This window comes from Psychrobacter sp. K31L (genome assembly GCF_017942195.1).
Classification (GTDB): Bacteria; Pseudomonadota; Gammaproteobacteria; order Pseudomonadales; family Moraxellaceae; genus Psychrobacter; species Psychrobacter glaciei.
In genome coordinates this window covers 63,726-86,271 of the sequence record NZ_JAGKSC010000002.1, presented here as the reverse complement: position 1 = coordinate 86,271, position 22,546 = coordinate 63,726, and the positions used below count along the sequence as shown (strand labels likewise).

At 43.9% G+C, this 22,546-nt stretch carries 15 protein-coding genes; 11 read left to right on the top strand and 4 right to left on the bottom strand.

What is annotated here, in order from left to right; translation table 11 throughout:
• Positions 1 to 210 precede the first annotated feature (210 nt).
• From uppS to J5X94_RS03460, 9 genes are all read left to right on the top strand, one after another.
• Positions 211 to 966, top strand: coding sequence for a polyprenyl diphosphate synthase (gene uppS, locus J5X94_RS03500; protein ID WP_210540142.1), 756 nt, complete (start codon positions 211 to 213; stop codon positions 964 to 966).
• Positions 967 to 1,252: 286 nt separating this feature from the next.
• Positions 1,253 to 2,062 (top strand): phosphatidate cytidylyltransferase, encoded by an 810-nt coding sequence (locus tag J5X94_RS03495; protein WP_210540140.1) that lies wholly within the window; start codon positions 1,253 to 1,255, stop codon positions 2,060 to 2,062.
• 187 nt (positions 2,063 to 2,249) lie between these two features.
• Positions 2,250 to 3,458, top strand: a complete 1,209-nt coding sequence (gene ispC, locus J5X94_RS03490; protein ID WP_210540138.1) for a 1-deoxy-D-xylulose-5-phosphate reductoisomerase — start codon at positions 2,250 to 2,252, stop codon at positions 3,456 to 3,458.
• A gap of 72 nt (positions 3,459 to 3,530) precedes the next feature.
• Positions 3,531 to 4,907, top strand: coding sequence for an RIP metalloprotease RseP (gene rseP, locus J5X94_RS03485; protein ID WP_210540136.1), 1,377 nt, complete (start codon positions 3,531 to 3,533; stop codon positions 4,905 to 4,907).
• A gap of 263 nt (positions 4,908 to 5,170) precedes the next feature.
• A complete protein-coding gene (gene bamA, locus J5X94_RS03480; protein WP_210540134.1) occupies positions 5,171 to 7,603 on the top strand; it encodes an outer membrane protein assembly factor BamA in 2,433 nt (810 codons plus the stop codon).
• Between the two features lie 141 nt (positions 7,604 to 7,744).
• Entirely contained in the window at positions 7,745 to 8,761 is a 1,017-nt protein-coding gene (gene lpxD / locus J5X94_RS03475) for a UDP-3-O-(3-hydroxymyristoyl)glucosamine N-acyltransferase (RefSeq protein WP_210540132.1), read from the top strand.
• 83 nt (positions 8,762 to 8,844) lie between these two features.
• Entirely contained in the window at positions 8,845 to 9,354 is a 510-nt protein-coding gene (gene fabZ / locus J5X94_RS03470) for a 3-hydroxyacyl-ACP dehydratase FabZ (RefSeq protein WP_189580613.1), read from the top strand.
• A 181-nt stretch (positions 9,355 to 9,535) separates the two neighbouring features.
• The gene (gene lpxA / locus J5X94_RS03465) at positions 9,536 to 10,315 is read left to right on the top strand and encodes an acyl-ACP--UDP-N-acetylglucosamine O-acyltransferase (protein WP_189580617.1); all 780 of its coding nucleotides are present in this window, start codon (positions 9,536 to 9,538) and stop codon (positions 10,313 to 10,315) included.
• Between the two features lie 316 nt (positions 10,316 to 10,631).
• Positions 10,632 to 11,984, top strand: a complete 1,353-nt coding sequence (locus J5X94_RS03460; RefSeq protein WP_010200218.1) for a sodium-dependent transporter — start codon at positions 10,632 to 10,634, stop codon at positions 11,982 to 11,984.
• 97 nt (positions 11,985 to 12,081) lie between these two features.
• Here the strand turns inward: J5X94_RS03460 and tgt are convergent, their stop codons facing one another.
• Positions 12,082 to 13,233 (bottom strand): tRNA guanosine(34) transglycosylase Tgt, encoded by a 1,152-nt coding sequence (tgt, locus tag J5X94_RS03455; RefSeq protein ID WP_010200213.1) that lies wholly within the window; start codon positions 13,231 to 13,233, stop codon positions 12,082 to 12,084.
• A 321-nt stretch (positions 13,234 to 13,554) separates the two neighbouring features.
• Between tgt and J5X94_RS03450 the strand changes: the two genes are divergently transcribed.
• Positions 13,555 to 14,142, top strand: coding sequence for an SOUL family heme-binding protein (locus J5X94_RS03450; protein WP_228293141.1), 588 nt, complete (start codon positions 13,555 to 13,557; stop codon positions 14,140 to 14,142).
• 89 nt (positions 14,143 to 14,231) lie between these two features.
• On the opposite strand, the gene asd is transcribed toward J5X94_RS03450, so the two are convergent.
• Positions 14,232 to 15,365: an aspartate-semialdehyde dehydrogenase gene (asd, locus tag J5X94_RS03445; RefSeq protein WP_210540128.1), complete on the bottom strand. Its 1,134-nt coding sequence runs from the start codon at positions 15,363 to 15,365 to the stop codon at positions 14,232 to 14,234.
• Positions 15,366 to 15,848: 483 nt separating this feature from the next.
• Here asd and J5X94_RS03440 point away from each other — a divergent pair, with 483 nt between their 5' ends.
• Entirely contained in the window at positions 15,849 to 17,027 is a 1,179-nt protein-coding gene (locus J5X94_RS03440; RefSeq protein WP_228293140.1) for an endonuclease/exonuclease/phosphatase family protein, read from the top strand.
• A 642-nt stretch (positions 17,028 to 17,669) separates the two neighbouring features.
• On the opposite strand, the gene J5X94_RS03435 is transcribed toward J5X94_RS03440, so the two are convergent.
• Both J5X94_RS03435 and J5X94_RS03430 read right to left on the bottom strand, forming a co-directional pair.
• The gene (locus J5X94_RS03435) at positions 17,670 to 19,073 is read right to left on the bottom strand and encodes a peptidylprolyl isomerase (protein ID WP_010200197.1); all 1,404 of its coding nucleotides are present in this window, start codon (positions 19,071 to 19,073) and stop codon (positions 17,670 to 17,672) included.
• A gap of 163 nt (positions 19,074 to 19,236) precedes the next feature.
• Positions 19,237 to 22,353, bottom strand: a complete 3,117-nt coding sequence (locus J5X94_RS03430; protein ID WP_210540126.1) for an LPS-assembly protein LptD — start codon at positions 22,351 to 22,353, stop codon at positions 19,237 to 19,239.
• Positions 22,354 to 22,546 lie beyond the last annotated feature (193 nt).

Below are 22,546 nucleotides of genomic sequence, written 5' to 3'. Positions count from 1 at the left end.
CATAAGCACAGAGTTTTATAAGGTTTCTTTAATAGCTCGCAAATAGGCCTTAACAGTTTACAAAAATGGTTTTCCAATCTTCATTAGCTCTAAACTGGTTTATGATAAGTTTGTGAATCTTAAGCATGACGCTTTTTTAATGCGATAGAGCGCGTTATGATTGTTTTACCTCAATACATTATTTTACCTCAACAATAAGTCGTATCGCCCATGTCTACTCCCACCGTTTTGGCTCCTGTACTCATTCCTCGTCATATCGCCATTATCATGGATGGTAATAATCGCTATGGTACAGCCAATGCGCTCGGCAAAGGCCAAGGCCATGTGGCGGGTAAAGATGCGCTAGATCCTATCGTGGAGTATTGTGTCGATACGGGTATCGAAGTATTAACAGTATTTGCTTTTTCCAGTGAAAACTGGCAACGTCCCCCTAGCGAGGTGGCGCTATTGATGCAGCTGCTAACATCGACCATTCATGAGCAGATGCCGCGTATGAATGAGTACCGCATTCGCTTGCGTTTCATCGGTGATCGTAGCCAGCTTAGTCATGATTTACAGACATTGATGGCAGATGCAGAAGCAGAAACGGCTCATTTTGAAGCCATGACATTGGTGATTGCCATTAGTTATGGGGGGCAGTGGGACATCGCCAATGCCGCAAAACAGCTGGCACAGCAAGTAGAAGCCGGCGAGTTGCGCGCTGCAGAAATTGATAAAGAAATGCTTGGTAACTATGTGCAATTAGCCGATGCGCCTGCAGTTGATATGTTGGTGCGGACGGGCGGCGAGTACCGAATTTCTAATTTTTTATTGTGGCAATCGGCGTATGCTGAGCTGTTCTTTACCCAGACATTATGGCCGAACTTTACTGCCGATGAGTTGGCAGCGATGGTAGCAGAGTTCGCACAGCGTCAACGCCGTTTTGGCAAAACCAGCGAGCAGATAGTGAAAGAGCAGCAGCGCTAAAGCCACTGATTTAGTCAGGATCGAGTGGTTCATGATGACGTGATTCATTATTAAATCTGTAGCATATTCGCTGGCATTTATTGACGAAATACAGTCACTGTTTTAAAACGTACGTGTTCGAAAAATCTATCAAGCCATTAATATTACTTGCTTGTGCAGTCACAAACCGCTTTAATTGGTCTCAATCGCCATTAGTAGGCTATTGTAGATTAGCTATTATATAAGACACTTTTATATAAGGCACTTTTTGACCAGACATTTTTAATTATTATAAGGTTCGACAAGTATGTGGCAACGAATTAAAACGGCAATTGTTCTCGTTATTATCGTTGGTATTGCAATGTTTGCGAGCCAAACCCCTATCTTGTTTGCCCCATTATTGGCCATTGGCGTGATTATCGCGGCGCATGAATGGACAAAGCTGATGCCAAAGTGGCGCCAGCCTGCGGTGTTTGTGGTATTGGTACTGATACTGACTTTAGTTTCGCTGATGTTCAAAGTAACTTGGCTGTTTTGGTGGGTGGCTTCACTCGCTATATGGTTGATGGCGCTATCTTGGGTCAGGGTATTCCCGACGCACACCAATTGGTACGGAAAGAAACTAGCGTTGATGGGTGCAGTTATATTGACTGCATCGATTACGGCGATGTTTTATTTGTGGCAGCTGTCAGCATGGTGGCTACTCTACGTATTCTTACTGGTTTGGTGTGCGGACAGTGGTGCTTATTTTGTAGGTCGCAAGCTCGGTCGCCGAAAAATGGCACCAAATGTCTCACCTAACAAGAGTATGGAAGGGTTGGCTGGCGGTCTTGTGACTGGTCTGCTAGTTGTGGTTGCTATTAGTGTCTTCAAACTACAATTAACTGGTGTACCATTAATTGCATTTGTGTCGCTATCAGCCATCACTATTCTTGCCTCTGTACTCGGTGATTTGTTTGAATCGATGCTCAAGCGCCGTGCTGATGTGAAAGACTCAGGAACGATTTTACCGGGGCATGGCGGGATACTTGACCGTATTGATTCGCTACTGTCTGCGACGCCAATATTTGCGCTTGGCTTTTGGGCGATACAGCAGCTGGGCCTCATCGTCGTTTAAGAGACTGATGCAGGCTCATTGATTTGCTGAGTCTGATTTGGCGACTGGTTTTTGCCAACATCTTAGTTTTATCTATTATAATAAAGCATCGACATGATCTAGCATCGATGCTTTGCTGTTTTTCATACCTTATTAATTCTCCTGATTTTTTATTTAAATTTTAACAGTAACAATATTGTGGGCACCGATGGTTATGACGCAACGCATCGCCGTACTAGGCGCAACAGGCTCGATTGGCGATAGCACGCTAGCAATTTTGGCGGCGCAACCGCTCAATTACCAAGTCTATGCGCTATCAGGCTATCACCGCTTAGACAAATTGTTTGCGCTTTGCCAGCAGTTTTTGCCCAAGCGCGTCAGTGTGCCGACAGCCGCAGTGGATGACTTTGCTGAGCGTCTTAGCGCGGCAGGTCTTGATATCGATGTGGTAGGCGGGGCAGCAGGGCTGGTCGATATTGCTACCGATTCGCAAACCGATACCGTTGTCGCTGCTATTGTTGGCGCAGCTGGTCTGCCTTCTACTTTGGCTGCCGCACGGGCAGGCAAGCGTATTTTATTGGCCAATAAAGAAGCGTTGGTAATGGCAGGTCAGGTAATGATAAATGCCGTTAAAACAAACAATGCCACCTTGCTGCCGCTCGATTCTGAACATAATGCAATTTTTCAGTGTTTGCCGCTCGCTATTCAACGAGATAACACCCAAATTCATCAGCCAAACCATGGTGTCCGTAAGCTATGGTTAACCGCATCAGGCGGGCCATTTTTGCAGCAGTCATTTGCTCAGATGCAGCAAGCGAGCGTCGCTGAAGCCGTTAAACATCCAAACTGGTCAATGGGGCAAAAGATATCGGTCGATTCTGCAACGATGATGAACAAGGGACTTGAGTTGATTGAGGCTTGTCATTTATTTGATTTGCCTGAAGATAAGATAAATGTGGTCATTCATCCACAAAGTATCATCCACTCAATGGTAGAATATAGCGATGGCAGCTTTTTAGCGCAGCTCGGCAGTCCAGACATGAAAACGCCTATTGCGCATGCGCTCAGTTACCCTGATCGTATCGAAAGCGGCTCGCAGCCTTTAGACTTGTTTGCGCTAAGTGCTCTAGAATTTATTCAGCCTGATTTGCAGAAGTTTGCGTGTTTGCGTCTTGCCCGTCAAGCCATGCAAGCAGGCACACAGGCAACGATTGTGCTTAACGCTGCTAATGAAATTGCCGTTGCTGCATTTTTGAATGGTCAGATTTGTTTGACGGATATTGCTGATATTAATGAGCAAGCCTTAAATGACATACAGGTACCACCATTAAACGACACGGCTGACATAGAAGATATATTAACAATTGATAAGATAGCGCGCCATCTTACTGACAAACTTGTGGCAAAGTTGGCATAATCATAGCAAGAGTTTCTTAGTTTAAAAGTGATATTAATAGAACATGCTAAGATAAAATACTGAGAAAAGATCATGACGTTTTTATTAACGCTCCTTGCGGCAATATTTGTCTTAGGTCCGCTTATTGCCTTACATGAATGGGGGCACTACATTGTAGCGCGACTCTGCGGCGTTAAAGTATTGACCTATTCTATCGGTTTTGGTCCCAAACTCTTTGGCTGGACGAGCAAAAAGAGCGGCATTGATTATCGTATCTCAGCGCTGCCGTTGGGTGGTTATGTCAAGATGCTGGATGAGCGTGAAGGCGAGGTAGCCAAAGATGAGCTACATTTGGCTTTTAATCGTCAACATCCGCTAAAAAAAATTGCCATCGTTGCCGCTGGCCCTATCATGAACTTTGTTATCGCGATTGCGTTGTTTTGGGTATTATTTATGACGCCATCAGAGCAGTTGGCGACAAAGATTGGGCAAGTACTACCTGATACACCAGCGGCTATAGCACAGCTGCCCGTTGGTGATAAAATCGTTGCGATTGATGGTCATGAGGTGCAAACGTGGGAAGGTATTAATTATCGCCTTGCTGGACGAATGGGCGAGACTGATAATGTCAGTATAACCTTGCAATCAGAGTCACAGACTTCCAATGCAACGAAAACTTATCAAGCACCCGTTAAAACCTTTATGCAAGGCACATCGCAAGGTAAAGACGCGCTAACGAGCTTTGGCATGCTACCATGGCAGCCAGATATTGAACCTATCGTTGGTGATTTGAGTGCTGATGGTGCTGCCAGTCGACAGGGGTTAAAAGTCGGCGATCGCATCACAGCTATCAATGATACAGAAATCAAAGATTGGATTAGTGCTACCCGTATCATCCGCGATAATCCTGAAACGCTGCTTAATTTTATGGTTTTACGTGACGGAAAATCTGTTCAATTACAGATTATGCCGCAAGGTAAAAAAGACAATCTAGGTAATGACTTTGGACAAATTGGTGCTATGGTAGCGCAGTCTGAGATTGTCATTCCCGATGCTTATAAAGCCACCGTCGTGTATGGTCCTGGTGAGTCATTGGTTAAGTCATTTGAAAAGACAGAACAGTTGGCGGTGATGACGGTCAGCTCAATGGGAAAAATGCTCTCAGGTATGATTGGTCTGGACAATTTATCAGGGCCTATTACGATTGCTAAAGTCGCCAAACAAAGCTTTGATATCAGTTGGCAGATGGTATTGTCCACCGCTGCTTTGATTAGCCTGAGCCTCGCCGTACTCAATCTTTTACCGATTCCAGTGTTAGATGGTGGTCATATTGTGTATTATCTCATAGAGCTGATACGCGGTAAGCCTCTCTCGGAAGGAATACAAATGGCAGGGCTAAATATCGGCTTACTCTTGCTGGCAGGTTTCATGGTGTTAGCAATTGGTAATGATATCAGTCGGCTGTTTTGATAGACTACAGAGCAGTCTAAAGGGTAAGCCGCGATACACTAATGGTTTTGCGCGTATCGTGCGCTGATTATTGGTAGGCGTGCTGCGCTCTTTTGTATCGCTGTCTCTGTACTAATCGTAATTTTTAGTTTATTTTATGATGCGTTTTATATAAAGTGTCCTGAGTCTCCCGCGAGTGAGCGAATGATTTCACTCGGATTGGGCTAGACAACATGTGCTTTTTAACTTAACTTCAGCAAGTTTTTTATTGACGGATAGTGTTTATGCGTACGCCTTTATTTATGAGCGCGGCAGGGTTGCCGTTAGTTGTAGCGATGATGAGTATGCCTGTACAGGCGGCAGAATTTGTGGTCACTGACATCGGTTTCAATGGTTTACAACGCCTAACTCCTGATAGTCTCTATCCGGTTTTACCTATTTCGGTAGGCGACACGGCGAATGATAGTAGTCTGGCAGCCAGTATTAAGGCGCTATATGCGACTGATAACTTTGCCGACATCCAAAGCCGTGTCGAAGGCGGTCAGCTACGATTTGATGTCGTTGAGCGTCCAATTATTGCTGAGGTCAGTTTCGAAGGTAATAAGCTCATTCCAAAAGAAGGTCTAGAGCAAGGACTTGGCAACGCTGGTCTGTCAGTCGGTAGTGTACTTAAGCAATCGACATTGCAGGGCGTCGCCAATGAACTACAGCAGCAATATATTAGCCAAGGTTATTACAATAGTAATATCGAAGTTGATCAAACGCTACTGGATGGCAACCGTGTCAAGCTTGATGTGCGCTTCATCGAAGGTAAGCCTGCTAAAGTGGTTGATATCAATGTTATTGGTAACACACATTTTAGTGACGAAGAGATTAAAGACGTTTTCGCTGTCAAAGAGTCGTCATGGACACGTTTGCTGTCTAAGTCTGATCGCTACGCAAAAGAAAAGCTGGCTGCTAGTTTAGAGAATTTGAAAGCGCTGTATCAGAATGATGGTTATGTGCGTTTTAACGTGGATAATGCGGTACTCAATATCAGTGAAGACAAACGCAGCGTCTTTATTGAAGTCAGCTTGAGTGAAGGCGAGCAATATCAGTTTGGGGAAGTGAATTTCTTAGGTAAGCCGACATTTGAGACCAATGAGCTTAAAGAATTGGTTACTTTTGAGCAAAATGAAAAGTATTCACAAGCTAAGCTTGATGCCACGACTGCTTCTCTAAAGAGCCGTTATGGGAATGAAGGTTATTATTTAGCACAAATTCGACCAGTACCGCGTATTAACGACGAAACTAAAATGGTCGATGTCGATTATTATATCGATCCAGCACGTCCTATCTATGTACGCCGTATTAACTTTACGGGTAATACCAAAACTCAGGATGTGGTACTGCGTCGTGAAATGCGTCAATTGGAAGGGGCGCTCGCCTCTAGCGAAAAAATTCAGTTGTCACGTACGCGTCTGATGCGTACAGGTTTCTTTAAAGCAGTCAACGTCGATGTCAAGCCAGTACCCAATCAGCCAGACCAAATGGATGTGAATTTTACGGTTGAAGAGCAGCCTTCTGGTAGCTCAACGATTGCTGCCGGTTACTCGCAAAGTGGCGGTGTTACTTTCCAGTTAGATTTAACGCAAAATAACTTTATGGGTACGGGTAACCGCGTTAAAGCGGCGCTATCACGTTCAGAAACTCGTGATTCTTATAGCTTGGGTTATACCGATCCGTACTTCACCGAAAACGGTGTTTCTCAGGGTCTGAGTGCCTATTATCGCGAAACCAAATATGATGACAGAAACGTCAGTAACTATGTCACCGATTCTTATGGTGCTACGCTGAACTATAGCTATCCTGTCGATGAAACCAAGCGTGTTAGTGCTGGTCTAAATGTTGATAATACCTCAGTACGTGGTGGTCGCTTCCTTGGCGTATCAAACGTACAACAGATTATCGATGATGGCGGATCGTTTGAAAACTTTACTGGAGACTTCGAAGGTCGTACTGGCTTCAAAAACGACTATCAGACCTATAACTTGCTGTTTGGTTGGGATTACAGCACTTTAGATCGCCCAGTATTTCCGACCAAAGGTATGAGTCATACGGTTGACGCGACCATTGGTCTTGGTGATGCCAATTATCAAAAACTCGTTTATCAAGGCAATGTGTACTATCCACTTTATAAAGATTTAGTCGCACGTGGTTATACCAAGCTCGGTTACGGCAATGACTTACCCTTCTACGAAAACTTTTATGCTGGTGGTTATGGTTCTGTACGTGGCTATGAAGCGTCAACACTAGGTCCTAAATCACAAGGTTATTTTGACGCGATTAATAGTGACAGCCGCTTTAAAGACGAAGAGGTCGGTGGTAATGCCTTGGTCAGCTTTGGTAGTGAGCTGATCTTACCAATGCCATTTAAAGGTGATTGGGCAGATCAAGTGCGCCCAGTGCTATTTGCTGAAGGTGGTCAAGTATTTGACACTACGAGTAAAGAAGATCGTACGTTTATTGACCCTAATACGGGTGACCCGACTAAGAATTCAGATGGCAGTGAAATAAAGCTATTAACCCAAGATAATGATATGCGGTATAGTGCGGGTGCGGGTGTGACTTGGTATACGCCAATCGGTCCAATTTCATTGAGTTATGCCGTACCGTTCGGTGATAAAGAAGGTGATGAGACTGAGAAAGTACAGTTCCAGATTGGTAGCACGTTCTAAGTTGCCAGCGCTTGTTAGTTTGGTTTGATGGCTTATATTAAGTCAATATTATAAATCAATCAAAAATCTGATCTTCATAGGTCATCGAGTTGATGTTTCAACTTGATGACCCTTTTATTCATTCTAATGTTAATGCCAACTATGATAACGATTGAGCAACTTATCACGCGGATTGAGCAGCGTCAGCCTATCATTAATAAGGCTGATCTTAGCGCTGAACAGTTACAGCTGACACTCAACAGTGTTGGTAGTTTAACCACTGCTAATGATGCACAATTAAGCTTTTTGGCAAATTCTCATTACGTCTCTAGCTTGACCAACAGTCAGGCAGCGGCAGTGTTTGTTACTGCTGAATACCGTGACCAAGTACCAGCAATGTCGATAGCGCTGGTAGTGACAGCGCCTTACCTAGCTTATGCGAGTGCCAGTCAACTATTTGCTCGTCAAACGCCAGAGGTTGGTATCCATCCTAGTGCGGTCATTGCGGATAGTGCGACCATTGGTGAACACGTCAGTATTGGTCCATTTTGTGTGATTGGTGACAATACGAGCATTGGTGCGCGCAGTCGTCTTGATGCCCATGTGGTCGTCGAACCCTACAGTACTATCGGTACTGATTGCCTTATCAAGTCGCAAGTCGTCATCGGCCATGACTGTATTATTGGCAATCATGTTAGGCTGCATGCTGGCGTCAGCGTAGGGTCTGAAGGCTTTGGTTTTGCTCCAACCAGAGACCCGAGTATTACGGGCTGGGAACGCATCGCTCAGCTTGGTCGTGTGATCATCGGCGACCATGTACGTATTGGTAGCCAGACCTGTATTGATCGCGGTGCTATTGATGACACGGTAATTGGCAATCATGTTATTATTGACAATCTTGTACAAGTTGCCCATAACGTGCACATCGGTGATGGGACGGCTATTGCTGCCCACACGGCAATTGCGGGCAGCACGAGTATTGGCAAACGCTGTGTTATCGGTGGGGCAGTTGGTATCACTGGTCATATTGATATCACCGACGATGTGACGTTGTCGGGAATGACCATGGTGACCAAGTCAATTAAGGTCGCAGGGTCATATTCCTCTGGAACAGCGGCCATGCCGACCGCTAAATGGCGCCGTGCCGCTGTACGCTTTCGTCAGCTCGGCAGTGAATAATGCCTATACAAGTTCGTCATCCATAAATTTTTTAACATAGCTTTTAACATACAGCTTTTTTAATATAGCAAGGAAGCGTCATTATGAGCAGTACCCATATCGATATCCCATCCGACGAAGACATCAAAAGCTTAGCGGAGCAAGGTCTGACGTTGCCGCTAACCTATCATACGCTCAAGCATTATTTGCCACATCGTTATCCTTTTATGTTGGTAGACAAAATTATTGCTTGTCAGCCTGGTGAATGCATTACTGGTATCAAAAACGTGACCATTAATGAAGAGTTTTTTAATGGCCATTTTCCTGATGAACCGATTATGCCAGGGGTATTAATGGTAGAGTCTATGGCGCAAGTTTCTGGCGTATTAGGCTTTATTAGTGCCGGATTGACTGCCGAAGATGGCTATCTATATCTGTTTGCAGGGGTGGATAAGGTGCGTTTTAAGCGCCGCGTCATTCCTGGTGATCAACTGATTATCCGTGCCAAAACGGTTATGCAAAAGCGCGGTATTTATAAATTCGATTGTACGGTACATGTTGAAAATGAGCTTGCTGCGAGTGCTCAAGTCATGATTGCCCGCCAAGAGCAATAGTTTATCTTCACTATCTTGGAATGAAGACTGGCTTAATCGTTCAAAGACTGACGCTTATATCGGCGATAGTACTAACCACTAATTATTATAATCTGAACGGGTATTGGCTTAATTTATAAAGTTAAATTGGTTGTATTTGTTTTACTATTTACTTGCATCAGATGATACAAAGGCCTAAATTATGAGTCAGATCCATCCAACAGCACTCATCTCACCGTCCGCTCAGATTGATGAGACTGCTATCATCGGTCCTTATTGTATTGTTGGCGACGAGGTGACGATTGGTGCCTATACTACGCTGCATCGGCATGTCGTCGTGGCAAGACTTACCCGTATTGGCAGCCACAATCAGTTTTATCAGTTCGCCAGCATCGGTGAAGATCCTCAGGATTTGAAGTATGCAGGTGAACGTACTTGGCTTGAGATTGGCGATCATAATACCGTTCGAGAAGCTTGTAGCTTACATCGTGGCACAGCCCAAGATGGTGGACTGACCAAAATTGGTAGCCACAACCTGATGATGGTTAATACGCACATCGCTCATGACTGCTTGATTGGTGATCATAACGTACTGGCTAATAATGTTGGCATCGCAGGCCATGTAACGATTGGCGATCATACGATTATCGGTGGTAACTCAGGTATTCATCAGTTCTGTACCGTGGATGATTATAGCTTGGTGGGCGGTGCCAGTTTAATCTTAAAAGATGTAGCAGCCTTTACTATGGTATCTGGCAATCCGGCAAAAACCCATGGTCTCAATGTAGAAGGAATGCGCCGTAAAGACTGGTCTAAGCACACGATTGACATCTTACGTCAAGCGTATCGCACGATCTTTAGATCAGGCTTAACGACAGCTCAGTCGCTTGAAATTCTAAAGCAAGAGCTATTACCGAAAGAGCCAAAAATTCAGCTGCTTATTGATTCTTTGCAAAAAAGTCGTCGGGGTGTCGTTCGCTAATCAAGTGATAGATAGTGTACGGATAGAAAGTTAGAGCATTACCTTGTCGAAGGTTCGATGAACCAAACGGTTGTTAGGTAGTCATAAACATAAAAAGCCATAGCCAATCGTTATGGCTTTTTATGTTTATGACTACTTGACTTTTTTAGTCGCTTAGCAGAAACTGAGCGTTTACGATATTGTAAACAATTCTTTCATAATGTTGCTAGGCGCGTCACATTGAAGCGTTGATTAGATAGTCTGTGGTACGGAGGACTATTTAAAATAATCATGGAAGATTATAAGCGACATTAATTGAAGCACGAGGACAGAAAAAATGGCTATCAATAAACAAGAACATGCACAGTGGAGCTCAAGTTTTGGCTTCGTATTAGCAGCGGTTGGTTCAGCAGTAGGTTTAGGAAACATATGGAAATTTCCATATATGGTTGGTGAAAGCGGTGGTTCAGCTTTCGTTATTGCTTATTTATTCTGTATCGCGCTGGTAGGTTTTCCTATCTTAGTTGCTGAATGGTTGATTGGTCGTCGTGGGCAAAAAAACCCAGTCAATACTTTTGCAGACGTAGCCGCAAGCGAAGGTAAGTCACGCAGTTGGGGTATCGTTGGGGCCACTGGTATTTTGGGCGGCTTTTTGATCCTATCTTTTTATAGTGTGATCGGTGGTTGGGCGCTCAATTATATTACTAAAGTAGGTACGGGAAGTTTTGTAGGTCAAGATAGTGATTCTGTCGCTGCGACCTTTGATGCCATGCTCGCTTCAGCTGGTACGCTGACGATTTGGCATACCGTATTTATGGCGTTGACCGCTTTGATTGTTGGTATTGGTGTGACCAAAGGTATCGAAACCACTGCCAAAGTTTTAATGCCGTTACTAGGTGTGATTTTATTTGTCATCGTGGGTTATAACGTGATAAATGGTGGCTTTGGTGAAGCAGTAGCTTACCTATTTACGCCAGATCTTAGCAAGCTGACCGCTGACGTTATGCTTGCAGCTTTAGGACATGCTTTCTTCACGCTATCTATTGGTATGGGTATCATGGTTGCTTACGGCTCATACTTGGGTCGAGAAGTGAATTTGCTTAAGACCGCACGTACCGTCGTTATTTTGGATACGGTCATTGCCTTAGCAGCTGGTTTAGCCATCTTCCCAATTATCTTTAGCAATGGTCTTGATCCTGCTTCAGGCCCCGGTCTTATCTTTGTAAGCTTGCCGATTGCTTTTGGTAGTATGGGCGCAGGTACGATCATTGGTACCTTATTCTTCTTACTCATTACTTTTGCTGCTATTACCTCATCCATCTCATTACTTGAGCCAACGGTTGAGTTTTTAGAAGAACGTACTCCGATGAATCGTACCGTATCAACCATCGTTGCAAGTACAGTGATTTGGTTATTGGGCATCGCCGCTTTATTATCATTTAATCTATGGTCTGAATTTACGATTATGGGTAATGGTATCTTTGATGCCTTGGACAAAATTACCAGCAAATTCTTATTGCCATTGACGGGTCTGGCGGCGATTATTTTCCTTGCTTGGAAAATGGATCAACGTACTATTCAACAAGAGCTTGGCTTATCGAATGGTGCTTGGCAGCTTTGGCAAATTGTCGCTAAGTTCGTAGCACCAATTGCCGTGATCGTGGTATTTGTAACCTCGTTAATGGGCTAGTACTGATTAATTAGAAATAATAAAAGCAACACACTAAAAAGGGCTTAAGATAATTCTTAAGCCCTTTTTGTATTTATAACTATTTCAAAAAATATGATTAGCGTAAGTTTAATTCAGGAACCGCTTGTCCACGCTTGCTATAAAACTCAGTGACGAATTCATCAAATTTGTCTTGTTCAATAGCGTCTCTAATACCTTGCATCAAACGTTGGTAATAGCGCAAGTTATGAATAGTCGCCAACTGCGCGCCTAGCATCTCTTTGCACTTGTTTAGATGATATAAATAGGCACGGCTAAAGTTTTGACAAGTGTAGCAGTCGCACTCTGGGTCCAATGTACCTTCATCATTGCGATATTGGCTGTTACGGATACGCACAACGCCGGCGTTGTCTAAGTCGCCTGTAACGAAGTAATGGCCGTTACGTGCGTTACGAGTCGGCATGACGCAGTCAAACATATCAACGCCGCGACGGACTGCTTCGACAATATCTTCAGGCTTACCAACACCCATCAGATAGCGTGGCTTGTCGGCTGGCATCGCATCTGGAATATAATCCAAAACATCCATCATCTCGTCTTTTGGCTCACCAACAGATAGACCACCGATGGCATAACCATCAAAGCCGATATCGAGCAGGCCTTCGAGTGACTGCTGGCGCAAATCGGCATACATACTGCCTTGAATAATGCCAAATAGCGCATTGGTGCTGCCCAGTCTGTTGTGCTCATCAACGCAGCGCTGTCCCCAACGTAGTGAGAGCTCTAACGATTTTTTGGCTTCATCATGAGTCGCTGGGTAGGGCGTGCATTCATCGAATTGCATGACGATGTCTGAGTTTAAGCTGTACTGAATCTGCATCGATTTTTCTGGTGATAAAAATACTTTAGCGCCATCGATAGGAGATTTAAAATCGACCCCTTCTTCAGTGATTTTACGCATGGCACCCAGACTGAATACTTGAAAGCCGCCTGAATCGGTCAGAATAGGCTTATTCCAATGCATAAATTTATGCAAACCACCGAACTTATCGATGACTTCAGTACCCGGACGCAGCCATAAATGAAAGGTATTACCTAACACGATATCAGCGCCAATGGCTTCAATATCACGTGGCAACATACCCTTGACCGTGCCATAAGTACCGACAGGCATAAAAGCAGGCGTTTGCACGTCGCCATGATTGAGATGAACCGTACCACGGCGTGCACGCGTCTCGCCGCTGGCCGTTTTATGTAAGACAAATTGCATATGATAATCGCTATTTACGCTATGAAAATGGTGCTAATTATAGCATTGTTAGGTATTTTTTTGGACATGGATATTTAGTGGTATCGATATATAGTCAATATGTTCTTTAGGGATTTTATTTGATATCCCTTTGTCATAACCAAAAAACACAGATAGCACCCCAAAAGACACAGACAGTATTACCGGTCTATTGATACAGTGGAAGTCATACAGGGGAGGTAGTAGCCATTGCCAAACCATGCTTTTAGATGCTGGAGACATACTATGAAAAAGGTAACCTACTTATTATTAAGTGGTTCATTATTGATATCAGGAGGAGCTATGGCTACCGAAGAGCCGAAATATACCGTGTTGTCGCAAGTAGATGACTTCGAGCTACGTCGTTATGATGAGCAGTTAGTAGCACAAACGTGGGTGAGTGGTGATCAAGACTCAGCCAGTCGCGAAGGGTTTAAATTTTTAGCGGATTATATTTTTGGTAATAATACAGCACCAACTGGCGGTAGTAGTAAAATAAGCATGACAGCGCCCGTTACGATGCAGCCTAACAGCAAAAAGAGTGATGGTGAGTCACAGAAAATTGCTATGACAGCACCAGTCAATATGCAACAAGACGACGGGAAATGGCGCGTACAATTTACTATGCCCAGTCAGTATACGATGCAAACACTGCCTAAGCCGAATAACCCAAACATCATGATCACCGAGGTGCCAGCACAGACGTATGGTGTGATTAAGTTTTCAGGGTTGGCTGGTAGTAAAAAAGTAGCGACTAAAACGGAGGAACTACAATCTTGGATGCAAACTGAAAATTTAAACGTGACGGGCGAGCCTGAACTGGCACGCTATAATCCACCTTGGACGCTACCATTTTTGCGTCGTAATGAGGTGATGATTCGTTATCAGTAAGCGTACTTGCTACAATATTAGTTAAATAGCGCCCATAAAAAAGACAGCAGATGCTGTCTTTTTTGTATTGAATTCTTAAGAAAGTTAGCTTAGTTTTTTTGCTCACGGATAATGTTTAGCATGCGGCGTAATGGCTCAGCTGCGCCCCATAATAGTTGATCGCCAACCGTAAATGCGCCTAGATACTCAGGGCCCATATTGAGCTTACGCAAGCGTCCTAATGCGACTGTCAAAGTGCCTGTCACTGCCACTGGTGTTAAGCGATTCATGGTGGCTTCTTTGTCATCTTCGACTAAATCTAACCACTCATTGCCACTGTTTTTTAGTGCGGCTTCGATTTCCTCTAACGGGATGTCTTTTTTGAGCTTGATGGTCAAGCCTTGAGCATGACAGCGCATCGCGCCAACACGGACACACATACCGTCGATAGCAATCTTATCAGCTTCAGAGTTACCAAGAATTTTATTGGTTTCGACACCGCCTTTCCACTCTTCCTTGGATTGCTTATTTTCTAATTGTGCATCGATATAAGGGATCAAGCTACCAGCGAGTGGCACACCAAAGTACTGCTTAGGAAAGCCCTCTGAGCGTTGGGTCTGGGCGATCTTTTTATCAATCTCAAGGATCGCGCTCGCAGGATCAGCCAATTCATCTTTGACCGCATCGTGTAGCACGCCCATGCCGTTGATGAGCTCGCGCATGTTGTTGGCGCCAGAGCCACTCGCTGCTTGATAAGTCATCGCGCTGACCCATTCTACCCAGCCTCTATTAAACAATTCACCAATAGCCATCAGCATGAGTGATACCGTACAGTTACCACCGATAAAGTCTTTTTGACCATTGGCTAGGGCGCTATCAATGACGCTGCGATTGACTGGATCAAGAATGATGATACTGTCATCTTCCATGCGCAGAGTGCTTGCTGCATCAACCCAATAGCCATTCCAGCCGCTAGCACGCAGTGGTTGATGAACTTTTGAGGTGTAGTCGCCACCTTGGCAAGTAATAATTACATCACAAGCTGCTAGTGCGTCAATATCATGAGCGTCTTTTAGTTGGCCGGTTTGAATACCATCGAAACTTGGCGCATTACCACCAGCATTACTGGTTGAAAAAAATACTGGCGTGATACCGTCGAAATCTTTTTCTTGCTGCATACGTTGTATTAATACTGAGCCAACCATGCCACGCCAGCCTACCAAACCTACTGTTAAATCACTCATGAATTTTAATCCTTTTTTACCATTATTTATTGCATTGCCAGCCGATAACAATGCCGTGAATGACCATAAAAAGCAAGGCGTTTTAGCAGATTTTGGCTGTTTTTCATACACTAATAACTATGCTCACTATAACTTTACGTTATCATCATGAGCCTACTATAAGATCTGCTGTGCTTATATTGCATAAAATCTGAGAAAAATGAGGAAAAATATAACAAGCTCAGTATGTGACTGCGCTGACATTGTAACGTTTTATGGTCAGCTGAGTATATTAACGCTCCGTAGTAGGCGATAGACTGATGAAATGCTAAAGTAATACCAAACCCAAATATACGACTAGCTGTGTCAAACCCGTTTAGTCTACAATGCGTAGTATTTACACTCGTTTTCCTTGCTACTCTAATTTTTGTGAATGGTATAAGCATCTATTCTTATCAAAGATAATCATGATACAAACGTTAGTCACTGGCTGACGATGAGTATATGAATCATTGGCTCAGCCAGCAACTCAATAAATGGTTAATACATATTATGGATCTCTCATTATTATATTATGGCGCGCAGTGGTTAGCTGGACTTATCGCGTTTGTGACGATTTGGGGGTGGTTGCCTCTTGATAATTGGTGGGTGCGCGGGGTTGAGTTTCCCCGTATTCAAATAATGGTGCTTGGGATCATTGCTTGGATTGGTATGTTAGTATTTTGGTCAGACTGGCAGCTGGGGCAGTGGTTATTGTTTGTTGCCTTAAGTCTCACTTTGGCTTTTCAGATTAGAATGGTATTGCCTTACACCAAACTATGGAAGAAAGAAGTACAAAGTGCCAAGAGCAAGTCAGATGGCCAAGATCATCAATTAAAAATCATGGTGTCAAATGTCTTAACCCCTAATGATGAAATGCAAAAATTGGTCGATTTGGTCAAGCAAAGACAGCCGGATATTTTGATTACACTAGAAAGTGATAAAAAATGGGAACAAGCATTACACCAAATCGAGCCAGACTATCCCTATACCGTAAAAGTCCCGCTGGATAATCTGTATGGTATGCACCTTTATTCTAAGCTTGAGCTGATAGATCCTGAAATCAAATATCTGATGATTGATGATATTCCCTCTATCCACACGCAGCTGCGATTGCAAAGCGGCCGAGTGATTTGGCTGTATTGTTTGCATCCTATGCCGCCAAGCCCGACGGAAGCGGACAAATCAACGACTCGTGATGCCGAACTGCTCATGGTCGGCAAGCATATCAAAGAAAAAAATCAAACAGCGATACTGGCTGGTGATCTCAATGATGTGGCATGGTCAAAGACAACTCGTCGCTTCCAGCGTATCTCAGGTCTATTAGATCCACGTATTGGTCGTCATTTTATCAATACTTTCCATGTCAGTTATCCATTTTTACGTTGGGCGTTAGATCATATTTTCCATAGTGCTTGCTTTACAGTGGTCGATATCCAGCGTATGCCATCTGTAGGATCCGATCATTTCCCTGTTATGACGACTTTACAATACGAGCCAGAAGAAACGAGACGACAAGAAGGTAATGCCCCCACGGCACAGGCAGAAGATATCCAAGAGACAGAAAACAAAATTGAAGAAGGCAAAAAAGAAGGCAAAAAAGTCTCAGATGAGCACAGAGAAGAGCAGCGAAGCTTTGGGTAATGGCAGACCTAAGTTATGGGGTGAAATGCGCTATCATGACGTAAGCATATGCTTACGTTAAATAAGGTCTTTAGCCTCTAGTCGCATCAAACTGATTGCCTTAAAATACCACCATCAACACAAGGATACGCATGGATGCAGTGTTGAGACCGTATCAATAAAAGCACAGGTCAGCCCGCTGTCTTATAAGATACTGTTTATGACTTAGGATGAGTCAACAAGGAAGAAATAATAACAATAATATGAAGCGCCATAGCCCCGAACCAATCGCCCTAGGTTCGGGGCTTTTCTTTGTGTGTAAAGTATTGGTTTATAAATTTCAGCTTCTAGCATTCAAAGTTTGAGAGCATTTAGATATAGTCAGTGAAAAGTAATATCGATACATCACGCGCTGCTGATATCAATTTTTCTTGCTTTCTGTGCCTACGCAGACAGAGGCTACAAAAAATTGATATCAGCAGTATCGTCGCGTTTTTGGGGTATTTTGACTATACGATAGTTTGAGTTGAGGACACGCCCTAGGGTAAAAGAAAAAAGCCTACGCGTTGTTCATATAAAAAAAGGGTACATGCAATGGCATATACCCTTTTTTCATTTAGAAATGTGTACTGATATTCAGCTTGCTAGCGTCTCGTCAAGCAATTAGCCAAGCACTTGAATATAAGCGCCAGCACGTAGCTCTTGTAGCCAATCTTCTTTGGCTTGTGGTGCTAGACGTTGATATAACGCTTGACGCGCCATGTTACGGCGATATTGCTCACTAACGTCTTCTTGACGCTTACCTTCTACTTTTAAGATATGCCAACCAAATTGGGTCTTAAAAGGAGCAGAATAATCACCAACTGCTGTATTTTTCATCACTGCTTCAAATGGTCCGACCATATCTTCTGCGCTTACCCAGTCCAGATCGCCACCGCGTCCTGCTGAGCCTGGATCATCCGAATAGGTTGATGCCAAACCAGCAAAGTCAGCGCCGCTGCGTAATTGCTCATACAGATCATTAATCTTCTGCTCAGCAAGGGCATCCGTTTGTAGCTCATCAACTTTGATCAAAATATGACGAGTGTTCCACTGCGGTATGAGCATTTTATCACTTTCTTTTTTATCAGCAAGCTTAATGATATCAATGCCTTCAGGCGTCAATAACGGCGCACTCACTGCGCCGACATCAAGCTTAGTAATCTCGCTCGATAACTCTGTCGGTAGCGATGCCGCTTTGTGAAAGCCCATATCGCCACCTTGTATAGGGATAGCGTAGCTGCCTTGACTGGCAGTAACGGCTGCAGCCACGTCGACATTTGGTTCTAATAAGCGTGCACGCAATGCCTGAGCCACTTTGAGTGCTTCAGCACGCTGGGCTTCTGACAGTCGGCTGTAGTCATCCATATAAGGGACGCGTACATGAACAGTTTGGTACTCGCTTTGGTTCAAACGTTTGGCTTCTGGAGAAGCCAAAAATGCATCGATATCTTGCTCACTAATACGCACACGACTGCTGATTTGGCGTTGCTGCAAAGACTGAATGGCGGCATCTTCAATGAGTTTGGCTCGTAGGGTCGCATAGCTCCCAGGTTGGTCAGCGTCTAAGCGTTGCTGTAAAGCAGCAATACTACCAAGCCCTTCAGCTTGAGCAATTTGACCAAGACGCTGATTGATATCGGCTTCGTTAGGATTTAGACCCACACGTTTGACCAGTGACAGTTGCAGCTCACGCAAGATGAGAGCATTTAACACTTCAGACTGTAGCTGTGCTGAATTGGCAATCGGTTCACCAGCAGCTTGAGCCCGTGCTTGTGTTTTGGTGATCGCATCAATCAAGTCGCTTTTTAAGATAGCATTTTCATTGACCAAAGCAATGATGCCATCGGTACTGTTTGCTGGGGTCAAGCGATTGACGTTACTTTGCTCAGCGCTAGCATTTGTTTTAGATGCTGTTGCAGAATTAACGGTGGCAGCTTGCGCGCTGAAACTAAGTACAAGGCCTGCACTCATACTCATAGAAAGCAGTACAGCTCGGCTGGTCTGACGTAAAGAAAAAAATCTCATGATGCTCCTCATCAATGTCATCGCATCGGATGGTAGTCGGTCAACGCTATCTAATATCTTTAATAAGCAAATATTGTCTAAGGTTGCCCATAATAGGGTTACAAACAAGGTTATATAAATAATGACGAAAACAATGCCTTAATATAGCATTATTTGCGCCTTGTTAGTCTTTCCATGCAGTCTGGACGGGTTCAAAGCCCAAGACCTTATCAGCGAGCAATCGTGTCAAACGGCTGCTATTGTTACCAAGACCATTCAATCTAATCTCTGCCATAATCGCTTGTGTTGGCTTGTCTTTGACGTTTAGGTCATTATAGTAACGACGACCGTAAACGGCAAAACCAAAGCAGCAATCTTCATAATCGATGCCGATTAGCGAATCGAGCATTTTATCACGATTGTAATCATATTGACCTTGAGCCAATACTCGCCAGCTGTTATTGATCGGGAACACGGCTGAAGCAGTAAAGGCAGACAGCGGCAATTGATTGGTGTTTTCATCGCGCTGACGCTTAACAAACCCAACGTTAAACAAGCTATTATCCGATGGCTGATAACGTAGCTCTGTCGTAACGTAGTTCAAGTCATAATCATCGGTTAGCGCACCGCTGACATCTACCCAAAAATTGTTGTAGGGTTGCGTACTGGTATCCCAAACCATTCCTGAAGAGGAAGAGCTAAAGACAGGTTGTTGATTTTCAAGGGTCACGCGACCATCATCGATATAAAACTGCTCAGCAATGCTACCATCAAAACGTGTCACACCCGTTGCATCGATGTAACGATAATTAATCCCAGGGGTAATAGAATGCAAATCCTGCAAGCGATCATGACCTAAAAACCAACTGTCTGAAAACAACTGCTCGTAGTTAATTGAGGCGATACGAGTGTTAAAGTTAGGGATGTCGTTTTGGTTTTTAAATGGCGAATAGGTGTATTTCAATCGTGGACTTAATAAGCGATAGCCACCCATGGTATCGTCAAAGGCACCGAAGGGTGAGCCTGCTTGGTAGAAGTGCAAACCTGCATCAATACTGGCTTGCGGTACAAATACCGATTGGCTACCATCTTCTTCACTAAGTTGGTTGTCCGCGAGGCTGTCTTCGTCATATGAGGTATACAGATGTTGTAGGCTCAGCTTGGGCTTAATATAACCCCATGATTTTTCCATCGGATAAACAGCGCTGATTTTGTTATATACCCGCGCACCACTTTTTTCATTTTCAGAACCGTCATCGATAGACTTTTTGAAATAAGCAGAATCATGCACACCCGTGATATCAAAACGCTCTGCCCACGGTAATCGATAGTCAAGTTTGAGCTGTGGTAAGCGTGAATAAGGCTTGTCTTTGTCTTCTAACGGCTCACCATTATCGGTAAAAGCATTGAGCGTTTGGAAAGTCTCAACCTTCAGCTCACCGTTGACATAATCGTTGTAATAATTAAGTCGAGCGCGACGTGGCAAGTTTAAGGTGTTGTCTGATAAACCCAAAGTATCAAAGTCGTTAATATAATCTTCATCCGACACATAGCTGTATTTAGCATCACCACTTAAGCGCGGAATACTGGTAGATGACCAATAATGATCATAAAAAAAGCTGGTGCGATCTTCGTCATCATATTCTTTGTCGTTTGGCAAATATGAACCGTTAAAAATCCCTTCGCCATAATTTTCGGTCAAGTAGCGAAACTCACCTGTGAGCATAGGGTTGCGATCGCTATAGATGTGAGTATTGATCGTCGCATCATAATTGGGTGCTAAGTTGAGATAGTAGGGGATATCAACCTCAAGCCCACTTTCACTACTAATACTCGCATTCGGTAATAAGAACCCTGTACTGCGTCGGCTGTCTATGGGGAAGTTAAAATAAGGCAGATAAAACACTGGAACATCCGCAATACGGAAAGTCGTATTGTAAGCTTCACCGCGACCAGTCTCCGTGTCCAAATCAATACTTTTGGCATCGAATTGCCATTTGCGGTCAGTCGGTGGGCAAGTGCTGAACATGACCTGATCCAGCTCATATTGGCTGTCATTAGGTCGATTAAGGCGCTTGGCATAGCCGTGTGCTTGGAGCTCTACGCTCGCAAACGCCACATCGTTAGCCGTTGATTGTCCAGTTTCAGTATTGTAAGCCAGACTGTCTGCGACACCAATGAGACCACCTTTGGCTGCCTGTTCGGTGATACTGTCTGTACCTGTGTTTCTAGTGTTAGCACGGGTTACTTGATTGCCAGTTGCTTGATCGGTAAACATGACTTTACCTTGCGCAGCGGCAACACCACGACTCAAATCTAACAAGATACTATCAGCTTCAATATGCTGAGTGCCTTGATCGACAATCACGTTACCAGATAGCTCCGCATAGTCGACATTGTCATAATAACCATAGTCGGACTCTGCAAATAAAGGCGCTCGATTATTAGCCACGCCATTCAGATTGGTCGCCACCTGACCATTATCCATCGCCGCTTCATTGACGGCTCGTTGATAATTAGCATTCTGTTGTGGGTAGACCCATCGGCCTTCGCAGCGCTGGGCACTATCGATGACGTTTGGTAGCAGCCGTAAGTTTTTGCCTACTTTGGCGATGGTTTGCGTCGCAGGTGATAAATTATTTTGGATATTATCTGGTTCAGACTCTAAAGTACTATCACTCGTATTTAGGACTGATAAATCGGTATCAGGGGTCAGCTCATAAAATTCTGCCAAACGCAGCAAGCTGTTTTGAATGCTCTCATCGCTGGCATCGATTGCATCGCTGTCATCAATCGGTTTCAGCGTATTGCTAGCGTTGTCAGCCACTCGCACATCGTTATTTCTCGAATTGGTGTTGTCACCGATGGTCGTTAGGGGTTTTCTCTGTGCCTGTACGTCAGAGATAGCATCACTATTGTCGTTGATTTCAGTGATGTCTAAATCGCTATTATCAAATGTGCTACTAGCCATCAAAGCAGCGTTGCTAGCTTCGGGAGCAATATTTACAGTTTCTTCGTTTACTGCTTCATAAGCGCTTTTCTGTGCAGTGACGCGCGGGTAACTAATGTCTTGATTGACGGTGTTAATATTGGTACTGGTATTGGTATTGGTATTGAAGTTGGCATCGGTATTGACATCGCCGGCTGGGTCAGAGACATAACTGCTGACAGTATCGGTGGCTAATGGCGCAGTTGTCTGTGTGTCAGCCTTGGTGAGCGCTGCACTGACGGTCAAGCTCGATAAGCCTAAGGCACCGAATAAAACCAAACGGATGCTTTGGTAAAGCGGAGAATATAACAAGGGCACACCTATGATTGCAGAGCCTATTGGATTACGATATTTAGTTTAATAGCCATGTTTTAGCTATATTTAGCGGTTCATAAATGACTAAAAACTTAGTGGTTCATAAATGATTAAAAAATCAGGAATTAATCATATAATCTCAAAAATTTGGCTGTTTTACATATAATGACGACTAATCATAGTCAAAAAA